Source organism: Burkholderia sp. AU44665, assembly GCF_030504405.1.
Taxonomy (GTDB): domain Bacteria; phylum Pseudomonadota; class Gammaproteobacteria; order Burkholderiales; family Burkholderiaceae; genus Burkholderia; species Burkholderia semiarida.
In genome coordinates, this window is the sequence record NZ_JAUJRI010000001.1 from 689,395 (window position 1) to 704,853 (window position 15,459).

General features: G+C 66.5%; 19 protein-coding genes and 1 riboswitch. Of the genes, 10 read left to right on the plus strand and 9 right to left on the minus strand.

Translation table 11 applies throughout. The annotated features are described in order from the left end of the window. The first annotated feature begins 73 nt into the window (after positions 1-73). From QZM15_RS03030 to QZM15_RS03055, 6 genes are all read left to right on the plus strand, one after another. Positions 74-595 (plus strand): YbaK/prolyl-tRNA synthetase associated domain-containing protein, encoded by a 522-nt coding sequence (locus tag QZM15_RS03030; RefSeq protein WP_059639510.1) that lies wholly within the window; start codon positions 74-76, stop codon positions 593-595. Then, positions 592-1,230 (plus strand): transcriptional regulator, encoded by a 639-nt coding sequence (locus tag QZM15_RS03035; protein WP_059574349.1) that lies wholly within the window; start codon positions 592-594, stop codon positions 1,228-1,230. The genes QZM15_RS03030 and QZM15_RS03035 overlap by 4 nt, the downstream gene beginning before the upstream one ends. Before the next feature lie 51 nt (positions 1,231-1,281). Continuing rightward, complete coding sequence (locus tag QZM15_RS03040) at positions 1,282-2,256, plus strand: threo-3-hydroxy-L-aspartate ammonia-lyase (RefSeq protein WP_302105774.1); 975 nt, start codon at positions 1,282-1,284, stop codon at positions 2,254-2,256. Positions 2,257-2,557: 301 nt separating this feature from the next. After that, positions 2,558-2,751: riboswitch (cobalamin riboswitch) on the plus strand. Positions 2,752-2,965: 214 nt separating this feature from the next. Continuing rightward, positions 2,966-4,894, plus strand: a complete 1,929-nt coding sequence (locus QZM15_RS03045) for a TonB-dependent receptor (RefSeq protein ID WP_302105775.1) — start codon at positions 2,966-2,968, stop codon at positions 4,892-4,894. Between the two features lie 128 nt (positions 4,895-5,022). Next, positions 5,023-5,574, plus strand: a complete 552-nt coding sequence (locus tag QZM15_RS03050) for a TetR/AcrR family transcriptional regulator (protein WP_302105776.1) — start codon at positions 5,023-5,025, stop codon at positions 5,572-5,574. A gap of 22 nt (positions 5,575-5,596) precedes the next feature. Continuing rightward, positions 5,597-6,598 carry an alpha/beta hydrolase gene (locus QZM15_RS03055; RefSeq protein ID WP_302105777.1) on the plus strand — a complete coding sequence of 334 codons (1,002 nt, stop codon included), beginning with the start codon at positions 5,597-5,599 and terminating at the stop codon, positions 6,596-6,598. A 125-nt stretch (positions 6,599-6,723) separates the two neighbouring features. On the opposite strand, the gene QZM15_RS03060 is transcribed toward QZM15_RS03055, so the two are convergent. After that, positions 6,724-7,356, minus strand: coding sequence for a LysE family translocator (locus QZM15_RS03060; protein WP_060968881.1), 633 nt, complete (start codon positions 7,354-7,356; stop codon positions 6,724-6,726). A gap of 116 nt (positions 7,357-7,472) precedes the next feature. On the opposite strand from QZM15_RS03060, the gene QZM15_RS03065 reads away from it, so the two are divergent. After that, a complete protein-coding gene (locus tag QZM15_RS03065) occupies positions 7,473-7,934 on the plus strand; it encodes an Lrp/AsnC family transcriptional regulator (RefSeq protein WP_060968880.1) in 462 nt (153 codons plus the stop codon). Between the two features lie 173 nt (positions 7,935-8,107). Here the strand turns inward: QZM15_RS03065 and QZM15_RS03070 are convergent, their stop codons facing one another. From QZM15_RS03070 to QZM15_RS03090, 5 genes are all read right to left on the minus strand, one after another. Then, positions 8,108-8,899 carry a DUF2182 domain-containing protein gene (locus tag QZM15_RS03070; protein WP_302105778.1) on the minus strand — a complete coding sequence of 264 codons (792 nt, stop codon included), beginning with the start codon at positions 8,897-8,899 and terminating at the stop codon, positions 8,108-8,110. After that, positions 8,896-9,540, minus strand: a complete 645-nt coding sequence (locus QZM15_RS03075) for a DUF1326 domain-containing protein (protein WP_302105994.1) — start codon at positions 9,538-9,540, stop codon at positions 8,896-8,898. Before QZM15_RS03075 ends, QZM15_RS03070 begins: the two co-directional genes overlap by 4 nt. A 167-nt stretch (positions 9,541-9,707) precedes the next feature. Next, on the minus strand, positions 9,708-10,007 hold the full coding sequence (locus tag QZM15_RS03080) for a hypothetical protein (RefSeq protein WP_302105779.1): 300 nt from the start codon (positions 10,005-10,007) through the stop codon (positions 9,708-9,710). A 78-nt stretch (positions 10,008-10,085) separates the two neighbouring features. Further along, positions 10,086-10,220 carry a hypothetical protein gene (locus QZM15_RS03085; protein ID WP_257220614.1) on the minus strand — a complete coding sequence of 45 codons (135 nt, stop codon included), beginning with the start codon at positions 10,218-10,220 and terminating at the stop codon, positions 10,086-10,088. A 7-nt stretch (positions 10,221-10,227) separates the two neighbouring features. Further along, entirely contained in the window at positions 10,228-10,476 is a 249-nt protein-coding gene (locus QZM15_RS03090) for a hypothetical protein (protein ID WP_059585077.1), read from the minus strand. A 103-nt stretch (positions 10,477-10,579) separates the two neighbouring features. Between QZM15_RS03090 and QZM15_RS33965 the strand changes: the two genes are divergently transcribed. Both QZM15_RS33965 and QZM15_RS03095 read left to right on the plus strand, forming a co-directional pair. Beyond that, positions 10,580-10,822 carry a hypothetical protein gene (locus QZM15_RS33965; RefSeq protein WP_367033534.1) on the plus strand — a complete coding sequence of 81 codons (243 nt, stop codon included), beginning with the start codon at positions 10,580-10,582 and terminating at the stop codon, positions 10,820-10,822. Between the two features lie 151 nt (positions 10,823-10,973). Continuing rightward, a complete protein-coding gene (locus tag QZM15_RS03095; protein WP_302105780.1) occupies positions 10,974-12,344 on the plus strand; it encodes an MFS transporter in 1,371 nt (456 codons plus the stop codon). Between the two features lie 195 nt (positions 12,345-12,539). Here the strand turns inward: QZM15_RS03095 and infA are convergent, their stop codons facing one another. The 3 genes from infA to QZM15_RS03110 all read right to left on the minus strand — a co-directional run bounded on the left by infA (position 12,540) and on the right by QZM15_RS03110 (position 14,107). Further along, positions 12,540-12,803 (minus strand): translation initiation factor IF-1, encoded by a 264-nt coding sequence (infA, locus tag QZM15_RS03100; protein WP_006483034.1) that lies wholly within the window; start codon positions 12,801-12,803, stop codon positions 12,540-12,542. A 465-nt stretch (positions 12,804-13,268) separates the two neighbouring features. Then, a complete protein-coding gene (locus tag QZM15_RS03105) occupies positions 13,269-13,472 on the minus strand; it encodes a cold-shock protein (RefSeq protein ID WP_006483056.1) in 204 nt (67 codons plus the stop codon). A 281-nt stretch (positions 13,473-13,753) separates the two neighbouring features. Beyond that, on the minus strand, positions 13,754-14,107 hold the full coding sequence (locus QZM15_RS03110) for a type II toxin-antitoxin system VapC family toxin (protein WP_230943795.1): 354 nt from the start codon (positions 14,105-14,107) through the stop codon (positions 13,754-13,756). Positions 14,108-14,268: 161 nt separating this feature from the next. Here QZM15_RS03110 and QZM15_RS03115 point away from each other — a divergent pair, with 161 nt between their 5' ends. After that, positions 14,269-15,309, plus strand: a complete 1,041-nt coding sequence (locus QZM15_RS03115; protein ID WP_302105781.1) for an acyltransferase — start codon at positions 14,269-14,271, stop codon at positions 15,307-15,309. The last annotated feature ends 150 nt before the right edge of the window (positions 15,310-15,459 follow it).

The following is a 15,459-nucleotide window of genomic DNA, read 5'->3' on the forward strand; positions in this document are numbered from 1 at the left end:
CGACAAAACGTCTATACTTGGACAATTCTTTGATCCACGCGCGTCTGCGCCTCTGCTTGCCTCCCGGAGCGCCATGAACGACTCTCCCGTTTTCGACACGCTTTGCGAACTGCTGACTACCTCCGGCGCGCGTTTCCGCGTGCTCGAGCATCCGGCGGAAGGCAAATCCGACGCGATCGCCGCGCTGCGCGGCACGCGCCCCGAACAGGGCGCGAAGGCGATGCTCTGCACGTTCAAGGACGGCGGCGACGCCACCGCGCTCGCGGTGATTCCCGGCCACCTGAAGATCGACTTCCGCAAGGTCGCCGATGCGGTCGGCCGGCGCAAGGCGACGCTCGCCTCGCCCGACCTCGCGGCCGCCGTCACGCGCTGCGTGATGGGCGCCGTGCCGCCGTTCGTATTCGATGCGAACGTGACGCTCGTCGTCGATCCGGCGCTGGTCGAGCGCAACGCCGAGATCGCGTTCAACGCGGGCCGCCTCGACCGCTCGGTCGTGCTCGACACGGCCGACTACGTCCGGATCGCGCGCCCGCTGCTGGCCGACATCACGCGCCCCGAGACGACGGACGCGCCCGCCCCGCAGGAGCACGCATGAGCACGAACCGCAAACCGCTGCTGTCGGAGCAGGCATCGCTGATCGAGCAGGTGCAGCGCATCGCCGAAGGGCTCGGCGAGATGTTCGCGCCGTTCACCGAGGTCGTCGTGCACGACCTGCGCACGCCCGAGCACGCGATCCTCGCGATTCACAACAACCTGTCCGGGCGCGCGGTCGGCGACCCGGCGACCGAACTCGGCCTCGCGCGCATCGCCGACGACGATTTCCCGCAGGTGCTCGCGAACTATCCGAACCGCTTCGCCGACGGCCGCACTGCGAAAAGCACGTCGATCGGCATCAAGGATTCGACCGGGCGCTACGTGGCCGCGCTGTGCCTGAATGCCGACGTCACGCTGTTCCGCGGCTTCCAGGGCATGCTGAGCCAGTTCTGCCGCACGGACGGCGAAGCCGTCGTCGAAACGCTCGACCCGGCCGGCGCGGACGCGATCCGGCAGCGCATCGACGCCTTCGCGACACGCCTCGCGACGACGCCGCGCGAGCTGAAGACCGACCAGCGCCGCGAGCTGATGCACACGCTGAAGGCGGACGGCTTCCTCGAGGTGCGCCGCGCGATGGAAATCGTGTCGCAGCATCTCGGCGTGTCGCGCGCCACCGTCTACAACGATGCGAAGTGACGCGGCGCGCCCCGCATTCCAATTGACTGACTTTTTCGACCCCGAGCGACCATGAATTCTCCGACTCTCCCCACGTACGACGACGTCGCCGCCGCCGCGGCCCGGCTCGAAGGCCATGCGCACCGCACGCCGGTGATGACGTCGCGGACGATCGACGACGCGCTCGGCGCGCAGGTGTTCTTCAAGTGCGAGAACCTGCAGCGCATGGGCGCGTTCAAGTTCCGCGGCGCGTTCAACGCGCTGTCGCGCTTCGACGCGGAACAGCGCCGCCACGGCGTCGTCGCGTTCTCGTCGGGCAACCATGCGCAGGCGATCGCGCTGTCGGCGCGCATCCTCGGCATTCCCGCGACGATCGTGATGCCGCAGGACGCGCCGGCCGCGAAGATGGCCGCGACGCGCGGCTACGGCGGCAACGTCATGACCTACGACCGCTACACCGAGGATCGCGAGCAGATCGGGCGCGAGCTCGCGGAAAAGCACGGGCTCACGCTGGTTCCGCCCTACGATCACCCGGACGTGATCGCCGGCCAGGGTACCGCGGCCAAGGAACTGTTCGACGAAGTCGGCCCGCTCGACGCGGTGTTCACGCCGCTCGGCGGCGGCGGGCTGCTGTCGGGCACCGCGCTCGCCACGCGCGCGCTGTCGGCGCAAGCGAAGCTGTACGGCGTCGAGCCCGAAGCCGGCAACGACGCGCAGCAATCGTTCCGGTCCGGCACGATCGTGCACATCGACACGCCGCGCACGATCGCCGACGGCGCGCAGACGCAGCACGTCGGCAACCTCACGTTCCCGATCCTGCGCCGCGACGTCGACGACATCCTGACCGCGACGGATGCGGAACTGGTCGACTGCATGCGCTTCTTCGCCACGCGCATGAAGCTCGTCGTCGAGCCGACCGGCTGCCTGGCGTTCGCCGCGGTGCGACGGATGAAGGACGCGCTGCAGGGCAAGCGCGTCGGCGTGGTGATCAGCGGCGGCAACGTCGATCTCGAGAACTTCTGCGCGCTGGTGTCGGCACCGGCCTGAGCGTCACGGCGCGCATGAAGATCCTGTCATGCGCGCACCGCCCCGCCTCCACGTCGCGCCAGGTTTCGCGCCGCGGACTGATTACGTCGTCGTCCCGAAGTCGGTCTGAAGGCGTCTTCATGAATACGCGCGCGATCGCCGCCGCCCGGGCGCGACGGCATGCGTTGGAACCCGACCATTTCTTCAGACCTGAAACGCCGCCCGGGCACCTCGAACGCAAGCATCCGGAAAGCCGACACCGGGTAATGACGTTTTTTCGCATCCGCGCGCCCGGACGATTGACGTGCCCGACCGCGCGCCATTACCCTTGCGCGCTGATGGTTCCCAGGGATGGGATCAAAAGGGAACGCAGGCGAGGCGACGTCTCGAATCTGCGGCTGCCCCCGCAACTGTGAGCGGCGAATCCGTGCCACCGCATGCCACTGGGAAACCGGGAAGGCCCGCACGGATGGCGACCCGCGAGCCAGGAGACCTGCCATCGACCCGAGGTCCAGCAGCCGCACCGGGCGGGGTGTCCCGATGTGCAAGCACCGCCGTTGGCGGCCGCCCGTTGCATGGACGACCCGACCTCAGGATCCGTCAGATGTCCATCGTTCCCGAATCCGCTTCCCGGCCGGAAGCGTCGCCCCGACGCGCCGTCGGCATGCATCCCCTGCCGGCCCCCGGCTCACGATCGCCGTACACGTCACACGCTTTGTCCCGCTGTCTCATGAACCTTCGTCACCTGCTTGCCACGTCCGCCGCCACCGCGCTGCTTTCCCCGCTCGCCCATGCGGCCGGCGACGCGGCGCCTGCGCAGCCCGCGGCACCGGCGTCAGCCGCGGACCTGCCCGCGATCAGCGTGACCGACACGCGGCACCTGCCCGAATCGTTCGACCGGCGCTATGCGTCGACGCAGGTGCTCACGCGCGAGGATCTCGACCGGCTGTCGCCGGCCGACCCGAGCATCACGCAGGCGCTCGCGACGCTGCCGGGCGTGACCGTCTCGCAAAACGGCGGGCCCGGCTCGTCCGCGTCGGTCAGCATCCGCGGCTCGTCGGCGAGCCAGGTCGCGGTGTTCATCGACGGCATCCGGATCGGCTCGCCGACCACCGGCATCGCGCCGTGGGCCGACCTGCCGACCGAAGCGTTCGAGCGCGTCGAGGTAATCTCCGGCCCGGCCGCCGCATCGTTCGGCAACAACGCGATGGGCGGCGTCGTGCAGCTCTTCACGCGCCGCGCCGCCGACCAGCCGAACCAGACCACCGTGTCGTTCGGCGGCGGTTCGAACAAGACGTTCGACACGCAGTTCCGCACGTCGGGCACGGTGCCGTCGACCGGGCCGCTGGCCGCGCTCGGCGGGCTCACCTATTCGCTCGGGCTGCACGACTACAACACGGCCGGCATCGATGCGACGCGGCCTTTCTTCTACGGCCACGAAGATGGCCGCAATCCGTATCACGCGCAGGATCTCGACGCGCGGCTCGGCTATGCGCGCGACAACTGGTCGATCTCGACGTTCGCGCTGTACCACCGCTCCGATCTGTCCTACGACAACAGCGGCTACGCGAATCGCGAACGCGATCACCAGTTGACGACCGGCGTCGCATTCCATCTCGACATCACGCCCGATACGCAGTTCGACCAGTCGTTCGGCTATGCGAACGATCGCCAGTTCATCTACGCGGACAACCCGGCCCTCGCGACGGACCAGATCAATTCGCAGCGCATCAGCACGTCGACGTCGCTGACCCATCAGGCGCACGGTTTCCACCTGTTCGGGCTGCCGCTGTCGGGCGAATCGAAGCTCGCGTACGACTTCACGCGCGAACAGGCGTTCCTGCCGGTCGACATTCCCGGCGGCGTGCCGACGCGCAACGATTCCGCGTTCTCGCTGCACCAGTCGGCGACGCTCGGCAACGTGACGATGTTCGTCGCCGGCCGTCACGAGATCATCGCCGGGCAAGCAGTGAACACCGGCAACGCCGCGCTGTCGTGGGCGATCACGCCGGTCTATACGGCGCGCATGTCGTACGGCAATGCGTTCCGCCTGCCGACGTTCAACGACCTGTACTACCCGGGCTACGGCAATCCGAGCCTCAGCCCGGAACGCAGCACGTCGGTCGAGGCCGCGCTCGACGCGAACACGGCGTACGGCACGTTCACCGCGGCGATCTACGACACGCGCGTCAACAACCTGATCGCGTACAACCCGGCGACGTTCTCGCCGATGAACATCGGCCGTTCGCACATTCGGGGCATCGACCTGTCGTACAAGGGAACGATCGGCCGCTCGACGCCGGTGAGCGTCGCGGTCGGCATCCTGAATCCGCAGGACGAGACCAACCAGACCTGGCTCAGCCGCCGGCCGCGCCAAACGGTCAGCCTGAACGTCGACCACACGTGGGACGAACTGAAGCTGCACGCGCTGAGCACAGGCGCGTCGCTGCTGTACGGCGGCTCGACGTTCGACGACCCGGCCAACCGGCAGTATCTGGCGTCGTACCTGACGGTGAGCCTGCGCGCGTCGTACCGGATCAACTCGCACCTGACGGTGTCGGCGTCGCTGTCGAACCTGTTCGACCGGCAGTACATGACCGCGTACGGCTACAACACGCTCGGGCGCACCGCGTTCGGCAAGGTCAGCTATACGTTCTGACGGCCCCACGCAGCGGAGCGGCGCGCCACACCGGCACGCGCGGAAAATTGACAGCACGGCAAAAGCTAATAAAATTAGTTTTTTGACTAACCCGCATAGCATTCGTCATGGCGCGTGCCGGCATTACCGTGGACAAGCTCGTCGAAGCCGGCGCGCAGCTCGCCGATGAAACCGGCTTCGAGCAACTCACCGGCGCAGCGCTCGCGCGGCATTTCGACGTCAAGCTGGCGAGCCTGTATTCCCATGTCGCGAGCTTCGACGATCTCAAGAGCCGGATCGCGCTGTTCGCGCTGCAGGAGCTGGCCGAGCGCGCCGCCGACGCGCTGGCCGGCCGCACCGGCAAGGACGCGCTGGCCGCGCTCGCCAATGTCTATCGCGACTACGCACGTGCGCATCCGGGCCGCTTCGCGGCCGCGCGCCATCCGGTGAGCGGCGGGCGCGCCGCCGCAAGCGCGGGCGGGCAACTCGTCAGGATGACGGCAGCGGTGCTGCGCAGCTACGGCTTGCCCGATAGCGAACAGGCGCATGCGATCCGCCTGCTCGGCGGTTTCTTCATGGGCTACGTGACGCTCGAAAGCGCCGGCGGCTTCTCGCACAGCGCGCCGGAATCGGACGTGTCGTGGGCACGCAGCCTCGATGCGCTCGACGTGATGCTGCGCCACTGGCCTTCGGCCGCATGACGTACCGAACGGAATCCAAGCAATGAAAGACAAACCCGACGGCGTCGTGCTGCCGAGCCGTGTCGTGCCCTTCCCGACCTCGATCAGCGACGAAGCACGCGCCGCGCTGCAACGCCTGACCGGCGACGACGGGGTGCCGCTGAATGCGTTGCACGTGATGCCGGCGCCGGACGACATCGACGCATGGATGCGCGTGAAGGCCGGTGCCGACGCGCATTACACGGCCGCGGTCGAGCAACTCGCCGGCTATTTGCGCTCGAGCGTCGAGACGATCCGCGTCGGCGATGCGGACCTGCATGTCGCGACACCCGACGCCGCGGCTTCCGGCGCCTGCGCCTACATCGATCTGCATGGCGGCGCGCTGGTCGTCGGCGGCGGCGCCGCGTGCCGCGCCGGCGCGCAGATGCAGGCCGACCGGCTCGGCATCCGCTGCTACGGCGTCGACTACCGGATGCCGCCGGAACACCCGTATCCGGCCGCGCTCGATGACTGCATCGCCGCCTATGCTTACGTGCTGGCGCATCACGCACCGGAAAACGTCGTCATCGGCGGCCGCTCCGCCGGCGGCAATCTCGCCGCCGCGATGGTGCTGCGTGCCCGCGACGAAGGCTTGCCGCTGCCTGCCGCCGTCGTGCTGCTGTCGCCGGAAGCCGACCTGACCGAATCCGGCGACAGCTTCGAGACCAACCGGCTCGTCGATGTCGTGCTGCCGGCGCCGCTGATGGCGAACAACCTGCTCTACGCGAACGGCGCCGATCTCGCGCATCCGTACCTGTCGCCGCTCTTCGGCGATTTCGCTGCCGGCTTCCCGCCGACCTTCATCCAGAGCGGCACGCGCGACCTGTTCCTGTCGAACGCCGTGCGCCTGCATCGCGCGTTGCGGCGCGCGCAGGTGCCGACGGAGCTGCACGTGTTCGAGGGCATGCCGCACGGCGGGTTCATGGGCGCGCCGGAGGACATCGAGCTGAGCCAGGAAATCGCGCGCTTCGTGCATGCGCACTTGAATCCGCACGGATCGAATTGAGCCGGCGATCGACGGACGAGCACACAAGGACGACAACGGCATCGGCCGGATCGCCGGCTCCCCGGATCGAATGCGGCAAATCCCGCGGGTGACGCGATCCGGTCGCCCCGCGCCGCGCCGTGCACCTAGATGAGCCCGCGCACGCCCGCGGCGAGCTGGATCGCGCCGAATACCGCGACGACGGCCGCCGACGCGCGCGACAGCCCGTGCATGAACGCGAACGACAGCTTCGTGCGCAGCGCGGCGGTCGCGCTGCTCAGGCACAGCCACCACGTGGCCGAGCCGACGAACACGCCGGCGACCATCCACGCCACTGTCGCCCACATCGCGCCTTCCCGTGCCCCCGGCAGCGGGCCGAGCGCCGCGAAGATCCCGACGAACGACACGATCGTCATCGGGTTCGACAGCGTGAGGCCGAACGTCGTCAGGAAATCGCGCAGGACGGTCGTCCGCGGCAAGTCGCGTGGCCCGGCCGGTGCGGCCGGCGCCTGGCGCGCGATGGTCCACGCGAGCCACACGAGAAACGCGCCGCCGCCGATTTTCAGGCCGACGGTCAGCATCGGAAATGCGGTGACGATGCCCGCGACGCCCAGCGCGCCGAGCAGGCCGTAAATCGCGTCGGCGCACGCGGCGCCGATGCCCGTCGCGAATCCCGCCTGGAAACCGCGGCTCAGGCTGCGCTGAATGCACAGCATGCCGATCGGGCCGACCGGCACCGCGATCGACAGCCCCATCACGACGGACTTGATGAACAGCATCGCCTGCTCCTTGCGACATTCGGTGGATCGAACAGGCATCGTAGGGAAAGTCCGGCCCTCGCTGAATGGGATTTTTAAGGAAGAATGGCGGCTCTACCTTAAAAACGCCCGCCGCGATGGACGATCTGGACTGGAAGATACTGGCGCTGTTGCAGGACAACGGGCGCATCAGCTATACGGAGCTCGCGCGCCGGGTTCACCTGTCGGTGCCGGCGGTGACGGAGCGCGTGAAGCGTCTTGAAGCAGCCGGCGTGGTCGAAGGCTATACGGCCCGGATCAATCCGTCCGCGGCCGGCTATCCGGTGAGCGCGCTGATCGGCATTACGGTGCCGCAACCGGCGAAAGCGAAGTTCCTCAAGCTGCTGGAGACGATTCCCGAAGTCGTCGAATGCCATCACGTGACGGGCGCGGATTCGTATGTGATGCGGTTCGTCGCCGTCAGCATGGCCCATCTCGAACAGTTGATCGAACGCATCAACCTGTACGGCGAAACGCGCACGTCGATCGTGATGTCGACGCCGCTGCCCGCGCGCGGGCTGGCACGGCCGGCGGCAAGGGCCGATATCGTCAGGAAATGAACGAGCGCGGGCCGCCCCGCCGCCCGCGGCGGCCCCACGACCGTTGACCACGGTCGCCGGTGTGGTACCGACGACACGGGCGACCATGCCGGAAATCGGCGCCGCGCGGGCCCTCGGTTACGTAGCACGTGCAGAGAAAAACCGACGGCGTCGCTCCGTGCACGCGCCGCACCTCACACGATCAACGTCACACCGGCCCACGCGATCAGCACGACACCCAGCACACGGCCGATACGATCGCCGCCGGGCAGGACCTTTTCCACGAACACGAACAGCGACAACGCGACGATCCACACGACGTTCATCACGCCGCCGACGAACAGCAGCGCCATCAGCAACCAGCAGCAGCCCACGCAAACCGCACCATGCCGCGCACCCAGCAGGAAACTGCCGGCAACGCCCGGACGCCAGTGCGCGACCAGGAACGCCGCCGGCGCGCGGCATTGCCGCAGACACGCGCGTTTCAGCGGCGAGAATTGATAGAACCCGGCCAGCGCCAGCACGAGGGCGGAAAGAAGCGCGCTCTTCGACCACAGCATCATCGCGGAGATCAGCCCGGCCGGCTGCAGCAGCGCCTGAAGCAGCGCGGCGCCGATCGAGAACGCCAGCCACGTCGTCAGATAGCCGGCCAGCAGCGCCACGGACGTGAACGCCGATCCCGCCGCTCCGTCGCCGTGCTGCCGCAGCACGCGCCGGTACAGCATCACGAGCGGGGCGGCGCCGGGCGTCATCATCGCGATCATCATCACCCACCACATCGCGATCACGGTCGGCAGCGACGGATCCATGCTGCCCATGCCGTCCGCCAGGCGATGCGGAAACAGCGCGACGGTCGTCATCTCCCGCGCCGACATGCCGGTTCCCGCACCCGTCCACAGATAGAACCAGCACAGGCCGACGAGCGCGGCCATGCCGAGCAGCGTGACGACTCGCTCGCGCGCGAGCCAGGTATCGACCGGCGTCATGCCGCGGCGCGATGCCGAACCAGCCCGTGGTTGTTCAGATGCAGCCGCGCGAATTGCGCATAGGTTCCGTCGAGATTCAGCGCGATGTTGCCCTGCGAGCGCCCCGTGCCCGAACCGATCTCGGCCAGCTCGTATTCGAAACCGTGCGGCAGGTCGATCCGCACGCGGTGCTCGTCACCGGTCACCGGATTGCGGATGGGTTCGCCGGCCGCGTCGAACACACCGTCCACGTGGATCCGGCCGCGCCGCGCATCGACATCGACGTCGAAATCGATCTTCGTGAAGATCGGCTCGAACGCGTGCTCGAGCGTCGACGCATACACGGAAAACATCGTCGCGAACGGATCGGTATCCTGACCGGTCATGATCTTCAATACGGCGTCGCGCTGCGCCGGACTGGCGCGCTCGTCGACGACCGGCTGGCAATTGCCGTGGCCTTCGTGAACGGCGCCCGGCCACTGGAACACCACCGCGATCCTGACGCCGTCGAGCACCACGTCGCCGTAATGTCCGCTGTCGATCGAAATCGCGCCCATCGCTTCGCAGTTGCCGTTGGTCGGCAGCGCATTGAACTGGCAAGGGCAACCGTATGAGCAATTGCAACTGATCATTTCGGTGCCCTGAATCTCCCACGGCGTCATGGCTCCACCTCGCGCTCTGAAACAAACGAACGCTTCGAATCTAGTGCACGCAATGGGGGAAAGCAACGCGGTCATGGCGGCGTGAAAACCCTGCGTTCCGGCCTCACGTAAGACGTTTCGGGAGGCGCTCGCCGGGCTGTTGCGAAAACCGTCGCGCCGCCCCGTTCTCACACGAACAGCGACGCGACGATCGCACACCACACCGCACCCGCGCCGCACAAAAACACGCGTCGCGCGACGAACATTCGCGACTCGTCGTCGGGCGTTTTCATTGGCGATGTTGCGAGAAACGGCACGCTGGCAAGGCACGCGAAACCCGCCAGCGCGGGCACGATCACGACGAAGTCGCCGTATCGCCAGGGCAGCGCTTCGTGCAATCCCCAGTAGCCGAGAAACAGCATGCCCATCGAGAACATCGTCGCCGCGGCCGAGCTGAGCGCGACCACCGATCCTGTCGGAAATTGCACGTGAACCTCCCCTCGCGCAGTGCGCGATGCGACGCCTGTCGCCGGAGATCGCCATGATGTCGCGCGCCGGCCGCGGAATCAGGCGTTCGTTTCGGGCCCGAATGCGTCGAGCGCGCCGGCTTCGCTCGCGAGCCCATGCGCGTTGTCACGAATTGACAGATTCGATCCGGTCGAGCGGGATGTCGAGCCTGCTTGATCGAGCAGCACGTGCATGACGTCGCTAACCCGGCTTCTTCGCGCCCTGCGCAACGGAAATCCACCCGACCACCGCCGCGGCGACCCAGCAACAGGTGATCATCAGGTCCAGATCCATCCAGCCCTCGAAATTCGTGCTGTTTTCGAAACTGCAGCGCTGATGGCCCCTGACCCACATGCAGCCGCTGATCAACTGCTGGATGTGCATGTAGACGCTGTACACGGCAACGGCCGAAGCGATGACGGCGACCCGCAGGCTTATGCTCTTTTTCATTGACGCTGAAGGCGTGGGATGATCTCGCGACGATCTTAAGCCAATGGCGAGGCGCGACGCAATCGATCCGGTATCGGCGCCGGTGGTGTACGCGGTGTCATGCATGCCATCGGCAGCGTACGGCGAAATCGTCGCCACCGAGTCGTTGCGCGCGATCGCGCCGGTCACGCTCGGAAACATCGACGCATTCGCTGAAGCACGGTTGCGCGCCCGACGGCAATCGCGCATCGGTGTTCATCAAAACCGATGGGCTCGGCGATTATCTTGCCTAAGTACGCGGACAACCATGCCGATGAAAACGCTCGTCGTGGTATGCGACCGGATGAGGGTAGACGCAGGCCGTTGACGCACTCGCGATCCTGAACGCGTGTGGCGACCGGAGCGCATGCGCAGGTGCGGGCATGGCGCTTGCACCGCGTGATGCCCTCGCCTGCTGACATGACGCTGGCAGCAGGCCGCGCTCAAGGTTGCACGAGCGCCTGCCGAGGAACGCCGCCATGACCGATACCGCCGCACTCGCCGACCACGCCCCCAAACGCCGCGGCGTGACGCTGCTCACGCTATGCATCGCCGTGCTCGTCGCCCAGGTCGATACGGCCGTCGTCAATCTCGCGACGCGCGCGATCGGCGCCTATTTCCATGCCGGTGTCGGCGCATTGCAGTGGGTCGTCGACAGCTACAACCTCACGTACGCGGTGTTGCTGCTGACGGGTGGCCTGCTCGCCGACCTGTACGGGCGCCGCCGCATCTTCATGGCCGGCACGACGATCTTCACGATCGCGTCGCTGCTGTGCGCGCTGGCGCCGTCGGTGTCGGTGCTGATCGCCGCACGCGCGCTGGCCGGCGTCGGCGCCGCGTTGTTGCTGCCGGCATCGCTTGCGATCGTGCGCGTCGTGTGGCGCGACCCGGTCGAACGCGGTCGAGCGCTCGGCATCTGGGCCGCATGCAATGGCGTCGCGATGGCGATCGGCCCGACGCTCGGTGGCGTGTTGATCCGGCACTTCGACTGGCGCAGCATCTTTTTCGTCGTCGTGCCGCTGAGCATCGCCGCGATGCTGCTCGCGGTCCCGGCCGTGCCCGAGTCGTCCGATCCGCACGGCCGGCATTTCGACGGCGCCGCGCAAGTCGCGGGCGCCCTCGCGCTCGGCGCGCTCGCGTATGCGGCGATCGTGTTCCGCGAAGCGCCGGCCGCATGCGCGATCGCCGGCTGCATCGCGATTGCGTCGTTCGTCGCGTTCGTGGCGATCGAGCGCCGCCACGGCGAAGCCGCCCTGGTACCGCTCGATATTTTCCGGATCGGCGCGTTTCGCGGCGCGATCGCCGCGACCACCGGCATGACGTTCGGAATGTACGGTGTGCTGTTTCTGCTGCCGCTGACGTGGCAGAGCGTCGGCCGCCTCGATTCGATCGGCGCGGGCCTTGCGCTGTTGCCGATGGCGCTCGTGTTCGTCGTCGTATCGCCGTGGTCGGGGCCGCTTTCCGAGCGCATCGGCACGCGCGCGACGACGGCCGGCGGTGTCGCGGTGATCGCAAGCGGACTCACTGCGATCGGCGCGTCGGCGGACGCGTCGAGCCTGTTCGGCGCAGAAATCGGCCTCGCGTTGACGGGGCTGGGGATGGGAATCGCGACGGGCCCGTTGATGACCGTTGCGGTCGGCGCCGTCGACGCGGCGCGCTCGGGCACCGCCAGCGCGCTCGTCAACGTCGCGCGGATGACTGGCGCGACGCTCGGGATCGCGGTGCTCGGCACGGCATTCGCCGCCATGCACGGCGGCGCGACCGGCCTGCGGGTGGCGATGTTCGCCGGCGCGGCGGTTCAATTGACGGGCGCGGCGGTGGCGGCAGTTGCCGTACAGCGGTCGGCATGACGCGTGACATGCGCGCTCGGCACACGCGGCGCCGGTAAAGGCGGGAGAAACAGAAGAAGCCGCGAGAAGAAGCCGCGGCGCGACAGCGCCGCCGACTACCGACGAACGGCACGCCGCGTGCCGTTCATCCGGTTCGTCCGGCCACGAGACCGGACGGGGAACGATAGGTGCGCGCTGCGCACCTATCGTGGCCGCTTAGCGGCGCGGCTGGCCGCTTCGCGGCGGACGCGGGGAATTCGCGTCCTTGTGCCGGAAGTTGATGCGGCCCTTGGTAAGGTCGTACACCGACAGTTCCAGCGTCACGCGATCGCCCGCGAGAATGCGGATGTGGTTCTTGCGCATGCGGCCCGACGCGTACGCGCCGACCACGACACCGTTTTCCAGCGTGACACGGTATTTGCTGTCCGGCAGCACTTCGTCGACGATTCCGTCCAGTTCCAGCAGTTCTTCTTTTGCCAAACCAATTCCTCCAGACAAGGTGATTGACCGCGGCCGCGGCGACTGCCCGGCGCCGGCTCCCGCAAACGGGACGGCGGCCGGCAAGCGGCCGGGATCGGTTCGTTCAGACGGGCCCTCGGGCCAGTCTTGCGATCGGTGCCCGGCGCGTTGCGACGTTCGGGCGGTCGGTGGCTGCGGCGCCAGCGGCGCCGCGCAAGTCGGGACCGCGCCAGCTACGGCATGGCGGCGGTCTGCTCGGGTTGATGCGTTCAAGCGGTGATGCGCTCGCGAAACGGCATGCATTTCACGAGGGCGTTGCGTCGCATGCGGTCAGGCATGCGATGAGGGAGGCGTCACGACCGATGCATCGTGAATGTCGCGATGCATCGGTCGTGCGCATCGGAACGCACAGGCTGCCGTCGAGCGGCGCCCGCGCGATACGCTATCCGGCAGCGGTCGCCGATGGGCGACCGATGCCGATGCGGCTTACTGCGGCGTGATGTTCGACGCTTGCAGACCCTTCGGGCCGCGCTTCACTTCGAAGCTGACCTTCTGGCCTTCGGCCAGGGTCTTGAAGCCCGTGCCGCGAATTTCCGAGAAATGGGCGAACAGATCGTCGCCGCCGTTGTCCGGGGAAATGAAACCAAAGCCCTTGGTTTCGTTGAACCACTTGACGGTACCGGTATCCACAAATACTTCCTTAATACAAATGACGAATGATGAAGATGCGCCCGTGACGGGCACAGAAAGAATCAAAGAGGGAGAGACCAACGACTGCCGCACGGTGTGCGGCCAATGATGAGCAATCGAACTTCTTGACGACTTCGGTCTCGGACACTACGCGGTCGCGGCCGTTTCGTCAAGTTCTTTTGGTGCAGCGCACAAGCGCGGACCCTCGGGCGCTGCGCCGGATGCCGGCCGGCCAAGGGCGCTACATCGTCTGTTGGGACGGGAGGACCGCCCCTGCGACGCTAGTCGAATGGATTCAGCAGCCGGACGCCGGTGCGCGCGAAATCGTCGACGTTGCGCGTGACGACCGTCAGATCGTTAATCAGCGCGGTGGCCGCGATCAGCTTGTCGAGCTCATGCGTCGGATCCGGCACGCGCAAATGCCCCCACATCTGGCTGGTCTCGACATCGACCGGCAGGATGTTCGGCGCATAGCCGGACAGGATCATCGCCACCCAGGCCTCGAGCGCCGACGCCTGACTGTGATCGCCGCGATGACGGATCAGGTCGACACCGCGCCGCAGCTCGGCCACCGTCACGACCGACAGGTAAAGCGGGCTCGCGTCGGCTTCGGCCTGCCTGAAGAACGCCCGCACGCCACGGTTGGTTCGCTTGCCCTTCCTGTGATGTCGTCTTGGCTCAAAAATTCCAGTCGGACACTGCGCCTTGCAGTCAGTAAAATCAAGCATTTGTCATATGCTTCTGAACGGCATGCCTGCTGGTTACCATATGTGCCGGAAAGACCGGAAACCTTACCATGACCTCCAATAACCAAAACGCCTTCACCTTCCTGCGTCTGTTGGCCGCATATGCAGTGATCGTCACCCACAGCTACGTCGTGCTCGGACTGCCGCATGACTGGCTTGAGGCGCATGGCTTCCCGCAGTTCAGTGAGTTCGGTGTGAGCGCGTTCTTCGCGATCAGCGGGTACCTTGTGTGTAAGTCGCTGCAACGGAACCCGAATTCGATCGTCTATCTGCGCAACCGCGCGCTGCGCATCTTCCCGGGCCTGGCGGTTTTGCTACTGCTGACGATCTTCGTCGCCGGCCCGATCATGACGCATACGTGGTTGCCTGAGTGGCTCGAATACATGACGAACCTGTCGATGTACCAGCTCGTCCCGACACTCCCCCACTTCTTCGCGACGAACCCGGTTCCCGTCATCAACGGCTCGCTCTGGACGTTGTCGCTCGAGGTAACGTGCTATCTGATGCTGCTTGGCGTATCGTGGGCCGGAGCATTGAACTGGAAGGGGCTATTGCTGATGCTGGTCGGCTGTTACGTGGCGCTGATGGGTGATTTGCTCTGGCAAGGGAACAATTTGATCGGCGTGAACACCTTCCAGCTTTCTCGCCTTGGCGTGTTCTTCTGGGGAGGAGCGTTTCTCGCGACCGTAACCTTGCCGCGTAGCTGGATCCTGTGGACAGCTTCGGTCTTGCTGGCCCTGCTGCCCTTCTATCTGTTCGCGTCCCATTCAGACTGGAAGATCAGGGCGTACGCCTTCAACCTGCTGCTGCCGTTCGTTGTCATTTTCGCGGCGGAACGCCTGCCCAGGCTGGCCTTCCTGAACCGCTTCGACATTTCGTACGGCGTTTATATCTACGCGTTCCTCGTGCAACAGATTCTGGTATGGCACTTCGGAACCGGCATCGGCCCGACCAAGCTATCTCTTTTCACCGTCGCGATCGTCACCCCACTCGCCGCTGCTTCGTGGTTCCTCGTAGAGAAGCCAGCGCTCGCGCTGAAAAGCAGATTCGCCGGCTTTCGGAGGAAAGACGTGCAAACGTCTTCTGCATAGCAGTGCCACGCATTGACGCGCGACACCTCGACGACATAACCCGCGCACGGACGTCGATCATGCCGGCCGCCTCCTGATTCATATCCGTTGTTCGTGAAGGATTCTGGCCGGGCCGATGTGGCGTTACATCGTCTGTCGGGGACGAGGAAA